The organism is Streptomyces vulcanius, assembly GCF_042653945.1.
Classification (GTDB): domain Bacteria; phylum Actinomycetota; class Actinomycetes; order Streptomycetales; family Streptomycetaceae; genus Streptomyces; species Streptomyces mangrovi.
Genome location: NZ_JBHSFK010000024.1, coordinates 144,496 through 156,568, shown reverse-complemented (window position 1 = coordinate 156,568; position 12,073 = coordinate 144,496). Strand labels below are relative to the sequence as shown.

Here is a 12,073-nt window from a genome sequence, read left to right as displayed (position 1 = left end):
CTCGAAGGTAAGAGTGATCACGTGCTTTCCCGTTGTCGTTCGGGGCTGGCCTACGCCTCCGCCGCTGCCGCCTCGGCGATACCAAGGGCCAAGGTGTCGAAGAACCTGCCGTCGGACAGGAACAGGGTGGCGGCGGCGGTCAAGGCGCTGTGCAGTGTGTGCAACTCGCCGACTGTTATACGGAGTTCGATAGAGTACTCGCGTTCCTCCGCCAGGCGTTCGACGAGGCTGCCCACGGCCTCCGGGGAGGCGCCCAGTCGTACCCGCCAGGGTGGCGGGCCCCGACCCGCTGTTCGGGAGGACGGTCAGTATCACCGCCGGCTCACCCCCGGCGTCCCCGGCACCACGAACATGCTCCGCGTCCACCACATCGGCGAGTCAACCCGCGACTGACACCGCGTCGACGACACTGAGGGCGCCCCCTGCGACGGCGCCCTCAGCGCTGTGACAGGGGGCGGTCAGTCGGTCAGGTCGGACCAGATGTTCAGGTTTCCATCCTCGACGACCAGCTCGTGGTAACCGAACCTCTCACCGAGCGCACAGAACCTGTAGAGACGGCCCTCGTCGATCTCCACGAAGTACGCCTTCAGGACCCGCAGGAAAAGCCGGAACCCCAGATCGGCGTCGGCGTCGGCGACGATCCGCTCCAGTGCCGGTACGACGTCCGGCAGTGGAGCGGCGTAGAGGCTGGTCACGGTCGCCTCGGCCAGGGCCGACGCGACCTCGCGGATCTCCGCCAGGACAGCACTACTCAGCTCCGGGTCCGTCACGGGCTCCGGAGCGGCCGGTACGAAGGAGGAGTCCCCCGCGCGGATCTCCGCGAGGGACACCTCCGCGATCCGCCGCAGCCAGCCACGGCCGTCGAAACCGTGGGCGACCAGGTCGAAGTACCCACGCGTCGCGGCCAGCCACAGGGTGACGATCGCCTCGTCGGGCAGCGGAGACTCCAGCAGCCGCTGAACGTCCTCCAGAAGCTGCCGGGCGTACGCGCCGTCGTACTCACCGGCCACCGCCGCGACGAGACGGACAGCTTCGGCCTCGCCCGGGAGCGGCGTGGGGTAGCGGAAGAACGACGTGAGACCGCTGAGTCCGAAGTCGATGCCGAACTCGTCATGCCGCTTGGCCATGATCACTGCCTCACTCCGGATACGCGGTATAGACAACGAACTTCTGCGGATGATTCTTGACGTACTTCAGCTGGATCACCACGGTCCGTGCAGCAGGACGCCAGACCGAGTGTCGGCTTCACCGGAGAACCGGCACAAATCTCATCCGTGGCCCGCGCTAGCAAGGGCAGGAACGGACCTGTGGTCTGCGGCCTGGCCTGCCGCAGCCGCGACATGTCATGCGAGACGCCGGCCATCGCCCTCCGGGCGGTTCGCCACCATGTATTCGACGCGGGCGCGGCGGTAGCGGGCGTGCCCCGTGTCCCGGGCATGCCGACGCTGCCACTCCTCCACGTCGGCGGGGTGTTGCCGGGGGCCGGACCCGGCCAGGCAGTCCGTGCACGACGTCTCGTACTCCGTCTCGGCTTCGGTGTCGTCCGGGATGCCCAACAGTACCGCGTGGTAACGGCGTTGATGGCGGCGAAGCAGTACGTTCGCGTCGGTCTCGGCGCTACCGTCGTGCCGGGCACGGGCCTCGTCGCGGAGGATCGCCAGGTCGGCACAGGCGGCACAGTCCCTGACGGGGGAGGGGGGCCGGCTGATGTCGTCGTACATCACCCGTGCCCTCGACAGCGCTGCGACGGAACGGGAGTTGGCCTCCCGCACCTCGGCACTGAGTCGTTCATTCATGCACACTTTCCTCACTCTGGGTGCATAAAGCGTCGCTCACCGGCACCCTGGGTATCAACGCCCGACGCGTGCCACCGGCACCTGTCACGGAGAGGGACGCCCTGTGACCACCAACGCGGTCCTGTTCGGAGAACTGCTGCGCCACTTCCGGGAAGGCGCGCTGATGACACAGGAGGCCCTGGCGAGGGGGATCCCCTGCGACCGGTCACTGGTGGCAAGGGTGGAGGCGGGCACCCGGGTCCCGCAGGAGGCGTTCGCGAAGAAGTGCGACGAAGTGCTGGGCACGGGTGGGGCGTTGGGCCGGTTGTGGGGCCGCGTCGACTGGTATGCGCAGGTGGAGCATCCGGATTGGTTCGAACGCAGGGCACAGATGGACGCGGAGGCGGTGGCCCTGCGGGCCTATCAGGCGCAGGTCGTCCCCGGCCTGTTGCAGACTCCGAACTATGCGGCGGCGCTGTTCGCCCGCCGTCTTCCGCAGGCCCGCGATGTGGAGGAGCGCGTCCGGGCTCGGCTCAGTCGCCAACAGCGTTTCTACGCCAAGGACGGGCCGTACTACTTCGTCGTGCTGGACGAGAACTGCCTGCGCCACGTCGTGGGAGGACCCGAGGTCATGCGGGAACAGTGTGCGCATCTGCTGAGGGTGGGGAAGTTCCCCAACATCCGTATCCAGGTGGCCCCGTTGGGCCGCCCGGAAATCGACCGGCCCGACACCTCGCTGTCGTTGATCAGGCTGCCCGACGGGCACGAGTGGGTCTACTCCGAGTCTCTGGACCATGGCCACTTCAGCGACGATCCGACCGTCTTCCTGGCTCACAGCCAGACCTATGATGTGCTCAGGGCCGACGCGCTGTCAGCCCCCGAGTCCGCCGCACTGATCAGCGACGTGATGGAAGGGTACGAGCACCATGAGCCAGCACGAACCAAGCGCGGAGTCCTGGATCAGGAGCAGCTACAGCGGCGCCAATGGCGGGGACTGCATCGAAATAAGCCCCCATTCCCCCGCCGCCGTCCCCGTGCGTGACAGTAAGCGCCCCGACGGCCCGATGGTCGTCGTCCACCGGGCCGCATGGTCCGCCTTCCTTACGGGGCTGCGCCACTCCGCGTAGCGCCCACGCGGGCTACGCCACCGGTGGTGCCCCCACCGTCTCCCGCAACCACTCATGGTCGCGGAGTTCCGGGTGGGCCGTGGTGATCAGCCGCACCGCCTCGGACTTGGCGCGGGCGGTCAGCTCCCGCAACTCGGTCCAGGTCAGCTTGGCTACGGCCGGTGGCCACTCCGTCGTGAGGGTGACGGAGTCCCCCTCACGACTGAAGGCGTACACGTGCTGGGTCAGACTGGCCTCGACCGCGATGGCGCTCTCGGTCTCCAGAGTCGTCGTCGCGTACTGGAGCATCAGCGCCAAGTCGACTACCGGTAGGCCCGGCAGGTCCACACTGAGGTCCACACCGTGGACGACAAGCCGCAGATCTGCCTGGAAGAGTTCCAAACAGAAATCCGAGTTGGTCAGCTCGGGGTGCTCCGGTCGGTCCGATTTCTCCGCTCGCCAGGCCGGGTCCCACGAGGGGTCCTCGGCCCGTGGCTCGAAGGTGAAAGTGATCACGTGCTTTCCCGTTGTCGTTCGGGGCTGGCCTGCGCCTCCGCCGCCGCCTCGGTGATGCCGAGGGCCAGCGCATCGAAGTTCTCCCGGTAGAAGGTCGTCTGCCGGTGGAACTCCTCCTCCGATGACCTGCCGTCGGACAGGAACAGGGTGGCGGCGGCGGTCAAGGCGCTGTGCAGTGTGTGCAACTCGCCGACCGTCAGCCGGAGTTCGATTGAACACTCCCGTTCTCCCCCCAGGCGTTCGACGAGCGTGCCCACGGCCTCCGGGGAGGCGCCCAGTCGTACCGCCAGGGTGGCGGGCCCCGTCCCGCTGTTCAGGAGGACCGTCAGCGCCCGGTGCGCGGCCTCGGCCTGGGACGGGGCCAGCCGGGCGAGGAACGCGTCGCCGTCACGGGTGATCCGGAGCCGGCTTCTCATGAGGTCACCTTCACGGCGTCGGCGAGGTCGCGTGCCAGTGCGTCGAAGTTCTCCCGGAAGTAGCCCAGCCGGATACGGAAGGGCTCCTGCAAGAATCCGCCGTGGGACAGGAACCGGGTGGCGGCGGCGGTCAAGGCGCTGTGCAGTGTGTGCAACTCGCCCATCGTGAGCCGAAGTTCGGGGCATGCCTCCCCGTTCTCGGTCGTCAGTCGGTCCGCGAGCGCGTCGACGGCCTCGCGCGTGGTCCCGAGAGAGACCGCGATGGCGGTCTCGGACCCTGCGTACCGGTCGCGCAGAAAGGCCAGCGCCTCCACACAGGCCAGCGCCTGCCCCCGTGGTGAAGCGGGCGAGGTACGCCTCGCCGTCACGGGTGAGCCTGACTCCGACTCTCATACCGTCACCTCCTTGTTCTGCCCCAGCCGCTCCGAACGGCCGCTACTTCTTCGCGGGGTGGAATGGGCCCGGGGTCGGCCCCGGGCCCATTCCGCTACTTCCTATGCCCCCACCGTCTCCCGCAACCACTCATGGTCGCGGAGTTCCGGGTGGGCCGCGGTGATCAGCCGCACCGCCTCGGACTTGGCGCGGGCGGTCAGCTCCAGCAGTTCGTCCCAGGTCAGTTCTGCCACGTGCGGTGCGTAGTCCGTCGTGAGGGTGACGGCCTTCGCACCCCGACTGAGGGAGAACACGTGCTGGTACGTGGTCTCGACCGCGATGTCACTCCCGGTCTCCAGCTCTCGCGTCGCGTATTCCAACATCAGCGCGAAGTCGACCACCGGCACTCCCGCCAGGCGCAAGCTGAGGTCCACACCATGGATGACGAGTTGTACGTCCGCATTGAAGAAAAGAACGCAGAAGTCCGAGCCCATCAGGTCCGGATGCTGGGGACGATTCAGGTTCTCGGGTCGCCAGTCGGGGGACCAGGAGACGTCATCGGCCAGAGGCTCGAGAGCGAAGGCAATCATCTCTTCCTTCCTTTCACCAGATGTTCGCGGGCATCGCGGTCTGGAGGTTGCCGTTCTCGTCCGAGCGAGAAGAAGGCACGACGAATCGTCGGCCGAGGCCGGTCGGTGGTCATGCCGACAGGCGTGCCGGAGCGCCGACCCCCACGTACGACTGTGCCCCGCCAGGTCGACACCCGGCGGGGCACAGTCTGTTGCGGCTCCCGGAAAGGTCTGTGGGCGGCTCAGCTGGTGTATTGGCTCATGCCGGGGATGGTCAGCGTGCCGCCGAACTGGCCGGCCTGCTGGACCTTGACGTTGGTGAAGTAGATCCAGGGGATGTTCAGCGGCGGAGGGCTGTCCGGGGTGAACGTGAGAGGTATCAGGCCGAGCAGATTGCCGGAGATGCTCTCGGTGTACATGACCGTGGGACCGCCGGTGATCGTGGACTCCGTGCCCTTGCCCGCCTGGACGTGGTAGGTCTTGCCCGCGTCCTTGTCGATCACGGTCTGGTGCAGGTCGACGATCTTCGTCCCGTCGGATATGACGTACTTCAGGACCTTCTTGATCTTGCCACTGGCGGTCTTGACCTTGACGATGCCCTGGTAGTCGGCGCCGTTGAGGGTGAGCGACGTGGCGTTCAGGTACCAGGGGTCGTCGGGCAGCGGGATCTTGTTGTCGATGCCGCTCTCGTCGTCCGTGGCGACGGCCGGGCAGTCGTCGACGTCCGTGGTCGCGGAGGCGGAGGGGCTCGGAGAGGCGGAGGACGTGGCCTGGTCGGTCGCCGCGTCGGTGGTGTCCTTGGCCGCCTCCGTGGCGTCCTTCTCCGTGCCGTCCAGGGCCTTGCTCAGGGCGTCGGTGGTGTCCTTGGCCGCGTCGCCCCTGTCCGAGGAACCGGAGGAACCCGAGTCCGCGGCGGAATCCCCGCTGTCGGCGGAGGCGGACGCGGAGGCCGAGGCGCTCGCGCTGGGCGAGGGGCTCGCACCGGCGGTCGACTCGTCGCCGGAGTTGTCCCCGTCGAAGAGGTCCGTGATGGCGTCGCCGATGGTGTCCAGGACGTTCTTGCTCGTCTCGGAGGCCGAGGGGCTGGCGGTCGCGGTGTCACCGGAGGACGACGTCGACTCCTCGTCCGAGGTCGAAGCCGCGGAGGACGCGGACGGCGAGGGCTCGGTCTTGTCGTCGGAACCTGAATCCGACGAGCCCGACGAGCCCGACGAGCCCGACGAGGACGAAGAGTCGTCCGAACCGCTCGTGGAGTCCGCCGAGTCGTCCTTGGAGCCGGCCGTGGAGTCGTCCTTCGACCCGGTCGAGGACGCGGAGGCAGACGGCGAGGCCGACTCGGACGCGTCGTCCGTCATGGCGTCGACGCAGGCCTTGTACTCGTCCGCCGTCAGGGACTTGGACGTCGGCTGGTCGTCGGCTCGCGCGAGCGTCGGCGTGAAGCCCATCCCCATGAGGACCGCCGACGGCATCGCCGCCAGGGCTATCGCCTTCCCGGCCGGCACATGCAGCCTCGCGAGCAACGGTTTCCTGGGCGCCGCGTGACGTGGCCCGGTTCTCGCACGGGACGCGTCCACGTCCGTCCCGTGGGTCACCTCGTCAGCCGACACTGTGCCTCCCGTTCGCCCCGTTCCCCGGGCTCGTAACTGACAGATCGTGCGGCTCTTCCGCCCCGGGCTCGACCCTGGAGAGGTCCGTCCCGTGCACGGCGTCGTAGCGGTCCGCCCCGGCGTCGGACTTGGTGAGGTCCGTGGTCGCGCTCTCGGGCTCGCCGCCCGCTCCGTCACCGGACTCCTGCACGGCCTGCGGGTCCGGCGGCGTGCCCGGCACCCACGAGACGGCCAACGCGCCGCCGATCATCCCGAACAGGAAGCCGACGATGAAGCCGCCGAAGTTGGAGACGGGGAGGGAGACCAGTGCCAGCAGGATCGCGGCGACGCCCGCGAAGGTACGGATGTGCTTCTGGAACCAGATGCTGATGCCCAGGACGACGAGCAGGACTCCGATGATCAGTGATCCCGCGCCGGCCGTCGTGGCCATGCGGATCGTCAGCTGACCGATCGTGAGGTGCGCGTACGGGAAGTACATGATCGGGACACCGCCGATCATGACGAACAGACCGGCCCAGAACGGCCTCGTACCCCGCCAGGCGCGGAACTGCAGCCTCCAGCGGGTGAACAGACTGGCTGCGGCAGGAGTCTCGGCGCTCATGGAAAACAGCTCCCTGGTGCGGTTTTGCTGTGGTAAGAGGGTCCTTCGCCGGCGCATGGGGGTCGCATGCGAAGACCCCGGTCGGAGAGATGCGGGCGGGGGCGCCTCACGGCCTCCCCCGCCCAGTCACCGAGTGCCTAGTAGCACGGGTTGGAGCCCGTGGAGAGCGACATGCTCAGACCAGGCAGCGTGAAGGTTCCGGCGGTGGTGGCCCACGCCGTCTGCTTCACTCCGTACAGGTCCACCGAATCGGCCTGCTGGCCGAAGCCGTAGGGGTTGGCCTGCTCCTTGCCGCCCTTCATGGGCGGGTTGGTCATCGAACCGGCCTGGACGCCGATGTCGATGCCGTTGAACACAGCCTTTTCGGCTTCGAGGTTCTCGACGTCGATGTAAAGGTTGTGGGCGCTGACCTGCTTCTGCTTGTCGTCGCTGTTACCCGCCTTGAGGGTCAGGGTGACAGAACCGAATATCGGGATGTTCGGCGTGACGACCGACTGGCACATGTTCTGGATGGTGGCATCGCTGAACGCCGACACCGCGACCGGGTGCAGCGAGTCCTTGCCGTCCAGCGTCTTACCCGTGTCGAGGGCGCCGTACTGCGAGAAGCCCTCGCCGTGGATGTAGTCGGCTTTGACCTTGAACGACTGCCCCGACACGCTGAACGAAGCGGCGAGCGCGCCCTGCGCGAGGGCGACACCTATACATGCCGTGGCGGCGACGCTGGGCACCATCACCACAGCGAACCGCTTCCATCTGGTCCCGCCACGCACCTGGGACTCCATATTTCCTCCTTCTCGGACGTACATCTCCTGACCCGGACCGCCCCGCGTAAGCGGCGGCTCGACCGGGCAGGGATGGGAGAAGTGCTACGTCCTCGGGAAGGGGAGCGCCCGTCTCTCAGGCGCGAACCGCGCACCGATCACCGGCGATCACCCCCGAGCGACTACCACTGGTCGCGCCTGACACGCATCACGCACAACCCTGCCGGACAGGCTCCACCGAACGGCGAAGACCCCCCTGCCCAAGGACCGACGCCATGAGACGCCGACCCTGCTCGGTGGGGACCCAGGAAAACCCGTTGACCCAACCGGCTGTCGGGGTACGGGAATGGACCGAGCGTGGCCGATCGTGGTGCATTCTCGCCGCCCGCACAAGGGGGTTCGTTACTGGCTAGTAACGGGTGGATAACCGAAGGACGACCCAGAGATCTCGGGTGGCGACGCAGGGTGTCAACGGACCCCGGAACAAAGACGTTGATCAACGGACAGAACCCGACAAGCCAACTGCCTCGTCTTACTTCCAGTAACAGCGGCCGCGATTACCAAGATTTGGTAAAGCGCGGCCGCATGGGGCCTGTCTCGGCAGAACTTTCACTCGGGAACCACACGCCCCCGACGTTTAGCGACTGGTCAGCACCACGGGTCAGAACAGCGCCCGAGCCAGGGCGCGCCGGGCGGCCGCCACCCGCGGGTCGTCCGGCCCCACGACCTCGAACAGCTCGAGCAGCCGCAGCCGTACGGCGTCCCGGTCGTCGCCGGCCGCGCGGCGCACGGTGTCGATGAGCCGCCCGAAGGCGTCCTCCACATGACCACCCACCAGATCCAGGTCGGCGGCGGCGATCTGCGCCCCGGCGTCCTCCGGCTTGTCGGCCGCGTCCTTGCGCACCTGCTGCGGGTCCATGTCGCCCACCCGCTGGAGCAACTCGGCCTGCGCGAGCCCGAGCTTCGCCTCCGTGTTCGCCGGGTCATCGGCGAGCACGTTGCTGTACGCCTGCACCGCACCGCCGAAGTCACCGGCGTCCAGAGCCTGTACGGCGGCTTCGAGGAGCCCGTCGTACGGACCGGACGGAGCCTCGGCGTCGGCCGGCTGCCCACCCTGCCCCTCTCCCGGCTCGGCGTCGGGGTCGACGGTCAGGCCGGTCAGGCCGAAGCGCTGCTCGGCGACCTCGACCAACTGGTCGAGGGTCTGCCGGATCTGTGCCTCCGCCGCCGCACCCTGGAAGAGCGGCAGCGCCTGCCCCGCGACGACCGCGAAGACGGCCGGGATGCCCTGCACCCCGAACTGCTGCATCAGCATCTGGTTGGCGTCGACGTCGATCTTGGCGAGCAGGAAGCGGCCGTTGTACTCGACGGCGAGCCGCTCCAGGACCGGGCTCAGCTGCTTGCAGGGCTGGCACCACTCGGCCCAGAAGTCGATGACGACCGGCACCTCGGCGGAGCGCTGCAGTACCTCCCGCTCGAACCCCGCCTCATCGACGTCGATGACGAGATCGGCCGGGGAGACGGCCCCCGCGCCGCCCTGCCGGGCCGATTCGGCGCGCGCCTGCTCCGCCTTCGCCTTGGCCTCCTGGGCCGCCTTCACCGCGGCGAGGTCGACGACTCCGCTCATGGACATGTTCCGTGGCTGCATGCGTCTATCCTCCCCCGTCCGCGCGCGTACGTGAAAAGCGATCCGAATCCCGTCCGAATCCGATCCGAAAGCATTCCTCTTGGGTTCTGCCCAGGCGCCGGGGTCCCCACCCCACACCCTGCGGTCGCGACCCGCGCACGTCCGATACGCGCTGCCGCCCCCACGCTTTCGCTACGAGTCGTAGCGTAATGGCACGGGGTGCCTCCGCAACAGGGGTCCTCGGTGATCTCCCTCACGCGGTACGGGCGGCGGCACCCCGGTGAACGGCGGTTATGGTCGTGCGATGCAGAGCCGCTCCCCCGCCGTGCGCACCGGCCGGCCGCGCAGCGCCGCCGCGGACGCCGCGATCCTGGCGGCGACGCGGGAGGCGCTGGTCGAGCTCGGCTGGTCGAAACTCACCCTCGGCGACGTGGCGACCCGCGCCGGGGTCGCGAAGACCACCCTCTACCGCCGCTGGGCCGGCAAGAACGAACTCGTCGTCGACGCCGTCGCCGAACTCTTCGACGAACTCGAACTCCCCGACCGCGGCAGCCTGGCCGCCGACATCGAGGGCGTGGTCCTGCAGTTCGCGGCGATCCTGGCGCGCCCGGAGGCGAGAAGCGGCCTCATGGCCGTCGTCTCCGAGTCCACCCGTGACGACGCCCTGAGGGAACGTATCCGCACCTCCGTCGTCGACCCGCAGAAGGATCTCGTCCTGGAGGGCCGCGCCCGCGCCCAGGCCCGTGGCGAACTCCCCCCGGAGACCGACCCCGAGGAGGCCGCCCGCACGGCCGACCTCATCTTCGACGTCGTCGCGGGCGCGGTGGTCCACCGCACCCTGGTCAGCGCGGAACCGGCGGACGAGGAGTGGGTACGCGGCTTCACCCGGGTTCTGCTGCTGGGGCTCGTGGGCGCGGCCTAGAAGCCCGGCGGCACCTGTCCTAGAAGCCCGGCGGCTCCGTGTACACGCCCCACTCGTCCCGCAACGCGTCGCAGATCTCGCCCAGGGTGGCCTCCGCGCGTACGGCGGTCAGCATGGGCTCGATCATGTTCGAGCCGGTGCGGGCGGCGGCGAGCATGCCGTCGAGGGCCGTGCGGACGCCGGCGGCGTCGCGGGCGGTCCTGCGGGCGCCCAGCGCCCGGACCTGGTCCCGTTCCACCTCGTGGCCGACGCGCAGGATCTCCAGGTCCCCGGTGACGGAACCCTGGTGGCAGTTCACGCCCACGATCCGCTTCTCGCCCTTCTCCAGGGACTGCTGGTAGCGGAAGGCCGACTCGGCGATCTCGCCGGTGAACCAGCCGTCCTCGATCCCGCGCAGGATGCCGGAGGTCATCGGCCCGACGGGGTGCCGGCCGTCGGGGTGGGCGCGCAGGCCGCGCTCCCCGATCTGCTCGAAGACCCGCTCCGCGTCGGCCTCGAGCCGGTCCGTCAGCTGCTCGACGTACCACGAACCGCCCAGCGGATCGGCCACGCCCGCGACCCCGGTCTCCTCCATCAGCACCTGCTGGGTGCGCAGCGCGATCTCGGCGGCCCGCTCGCTCGGCAGCGCGAGGGTCTCGTCCAGGGCGTTGGTGTGCAGGGAGTTGGTGCCGCCGAGGACCGCCGCGAGCGCCTCCACCGCCGTCCGCACCACGTTGTTGTACGGCTGTTGGGCGGTCAGCGAGACGCCGGCGGTCTGGGTGTGGAAGCGCAGCCACTGGGCCTTCTCGGACCGCGCGCCGTAGACGTCGCGCAGCCGGCGGGCCCAGATCCTGCGCGCCGCACGGAACTTGGCGATCTCCTCGAAGAAATCGACGTGCGCGTCGAAGAAGAAGGAGAGGCCGGGCGCGAAGACGTCCACGTCCAGGCCCCGGGACAGGCCGAGTTCGACGTACCCGAAGCCGTCCGCGAGCGTGTACGCCAACTCCTGCGCGGCCGTCGCACCCGCCTCGCGGATGTGGTAGCCGGAGACCGACAGCGGCTTGTAGGCGGGGACGCGGGTCGTGCAGTACTCCATCAGGTCGCCGATGAGGCGCAGATGCGGCTCGGGCGGGAAGAGCCACTCCTTCTGCGCGATGTACTCCTTGAAGATGTCGGTCTGGAGCGTGCCGTTGAGGACCGCCGGGTCGACGCCCTGGCGCTCGGCGGCGACCAGGTACATACAGAAGACGGGGACGGCCGGTCCGCTGATCGTCATGGAGGTCGTCACCTCCCCCAGCGGGATGTCCGCGAACAGGACCTCCATGTCGGCCGCCGAGTCGATGGCGACCCCGCAGTGGCCGACCTCGCCCAGCGAGCGCGGGTCGTCGGAGTCGCGGCCCATGAGCGTCGGCATGTCGAAGGCCACGGAGAGGCCACCGCCGCCGTTCGCCAGGATCTTCCGGTAACGCTCGTTGGTCTGCTCGGCGTTGCCGAAGCCGGCGAACTGCCGGATGGTCCAGGTGCGGCCCCGGTAGCCGGTCGCGTACAGGCCGCGGGTGAAGGGGTACTCGCCCGGCCAGCCGATCCGCTCGAAGCCGGTGTAGGTGTCGCCCGGGCGAGGGCCGTAGACCGGGTCCACGGGATCCCCGGAGAGCGTGGTGAAGTCCGCCTCACGCTTGCGCGAGGCGTCGTAGCGGGCCTGCCAGCGACGGCGGCCGTCCTCGATGGCGTCAGCGTCCGGACCGTCCATACCTTCGAATTTACTTGGACGTCCTAGTAAGCGCGAGCGGCGGACCGCCGCACACCATGCGTACGGCGGTCG

Annotated in this window: 15 protein-coding genes; 3 read left to right on the top strand and 12 right to left on the bottom strand. The window is 68.8% G+C overall.

From position 1 onward, the window contains the following. Positions 1-50: 50 nt before the first annotated feature. From ACFPIH_RS32510 to ACFPIH_RS32500, 3 genes are all read right to left on the bottom strand, one after another. On the bottom strand, positions 51-236 hold the full coding sequence (locus tag ACFPIH_RS32510; RefSeq protein WP_381180413.1) for a hypothetical protein: 186 nt from the start codon (positions 234-236) through the stop codon (positions 51-53). 222 nt (positions 237-458) lie between these two features. Continuing rightward, on the bottom strand, positions 459-1,127 hold the full coding sequence (locus ACFPIH_RS32505; protein ID WP_381180415.1) for a hypothetical protein: 669 nt from the start codon (positions 1,125-1,127) through the stop codon (positions 459-461). Between the two features lie 216 nt (positions 1,128-1,343). Beyond that, on the bottom strand, positions 1,344-1,796 hold the full coding sequence (locus ACFPIH_RS32500; RefSeq protein WP_381180417.1) for a DUF7848 domain-containing protein: 453 nt from the start codon (positions 1,794-1,796) through the stop codon (positions 1,344-1,346). Positions 1,797-1,917: 121 nt separating this feature from the next. Between ACFPIH_RS32500 and ACFPIH_RS32495 the strand changes: the two genes are divergently transcribed. Then, the gene (locus ACFPIH_RS32495; RefSeq protein WP_381180657.1) at positions 1,918-2,817 is read left to right on the top strand and encodes a helix-turn-helix domain-containing protein; all 900 of its coding nucleotides are present in this window, start codon (positions 1,918-1,920) and stop codon (positions 2,815-2,817) included. Continuing rightward, positions 2,774-2,902, top strand: coding sequence for a DUF397 domain-containing protein (locus ACFPIH_RS32490; RefSeq protein WP_385878055.1), 129 nt, complete (start codon positions 2,774-2,776; stop codon positions 2,900-2,902). The genes ACFPIH_RS32495 and ACFPIH_RS32490 overlap by 44 nt, the downstream gene beginning before the upstream one ends. Before the next feature lie 12 nt (positions 2,903-2,914). Here ACFPIH_RS32490 and ACFPIH_RS32485 read toward each other — a convergent pair whose 3' ends face one another. From ACFPIH_RS32485 to ACFPIH_RS32450, 8 genes are all read right to left on the bottom strand, one after another. Beyond that, the gene (locus tag ACFPIH_RS32485; protein WP_381180419.1) at positions 2,915-3,397 is read right to left on the bottom strand and encodes a hypothetical protein; all 483 of its coding nucleotides are present in this window, start codon (positions 3,395-3,397) and stop codon (positions 2,915-2,917) included. Next, positions 3,394-3,813 (bottom strand): hypothetical protein, encoded by a 420-nt coding sequence (locus ACFPIH_RS32480; protein ID WP_381180421.1) that lies wholly within the window; start codon positions 3,811-3,813, stop codon positions 3,394-3,396. Before ACFPIH_RS32480 ends, ACFPIH_RS32485 begins: the two co-directional genes overlap by 4 nt. Next, positions 3,810-4,181, bottom strand: coding sequence for a hypothetical protein (locus ACFPIH_RS32475; protein WP_381180423.1), 372 nt, complete (start codon positions 4,179-4,181; stop codon positions 3,810-3,812). The genes ACFPIH_RS32480 and ACFPIH_RS32475 overlap by 4 nt, the downstream gene beginning before the upstream one ends. 126 nt (positions 4,182-4,307) lie before the next feature. Next, complete coding sequence (locus tag ACFPIH_RS32470; RefSeq protein ID WP_381180424.1) at positions 4,308-4,775, bottom strand: hypothetical protein; 468 nt, start codon at positions 4,773-4,775, stop codon at positions 4,308-4,310. A 221-nt stretch (positions 4,776-4,996) separates the two neighbouring features. Next, positions 4,997-6,361: a hypothetical protein gene (locus ACFPIH_RS32465; protein ID WP_381180426.1), complete on the bottom strand. Its 1,365-nt coding sequence runs from the start codon at positions 6,359-6,361 to the stop codon at positions 4,997-4,999. Beyond that, positions 6,351-6,962, bottom strand: coding sequence for a DUF6114 domain-containing protein (locus tag ACFPIH_RS32460; RefSeq protein ID WP_381180428.1), 612 nt, complete (start codon positions 6,960-6,962; stop codon positions 6,351-6,353). Before ACFPIH_RS32460 ends, ACFPIH_RS32465 begins: the two co-directional genes overlap by 11 nt. 137 nt (positions 6,963-7,099) lie before the next feature. Further along, on the bottom strand, positions 7,100-7,744 hold the full coding sequence (locus ACFPIH_RS32455; protein ID WP_381180430.1) for a DUF6230 family protein: 645 nt from the start codon (positions 7,742-7,744) through the stop codon (positions 7,100-7,102). 640 nt (positions 7,745-8,384) lie between these two features. After that, positions 8,385-9,371, bottom strand: coding sequence for a tetratricopeptide repeat protein (locus tag ACFPIH_RS32450; RefSeq protein WP_381180432.1), 987 nt, complete (start codon positions 9,369-9,371; stop codon positions 8,385-8,387). Between the two features lie 283 nt (positions 9,372-9,654). Between ACFPIH_RS32450 and ACFPIH_RS32445 the strand changes: the two genes are divergently transcribed. Beyond that, a complete protein-coding gene (locus ACFPIH_RS32445) occupies positions 9,655-10,272 on the top strand; it encodes a TetR/AcrR family transcriptional regulator (protein ID WP_381180434.1) in 618 nt (205 codons plus the stop codon). 19 nt (positions 10,273-10,291) lie between these two features. Here the strand turns inward: ACFPIH_RS32445 and ACFPIH_RS32440 are convergent, their stop codons facing one another. Then, positions 10,292-12,001 carry an acyl-CoA mutase large subunit family protein gene (locus ACFPIH_RS32440; protein WP_381180436.1) on the bottom strand — a complete coding sequence of 570 codons (1,710 nt, stop codon included), beginning with the start codon at positions 11,999-12,001 and terminating at the stop codon, positions 10,292-10,294. Between the last annotated feature and the right edge of the window lie 72 nt (positions 12,002-12,073).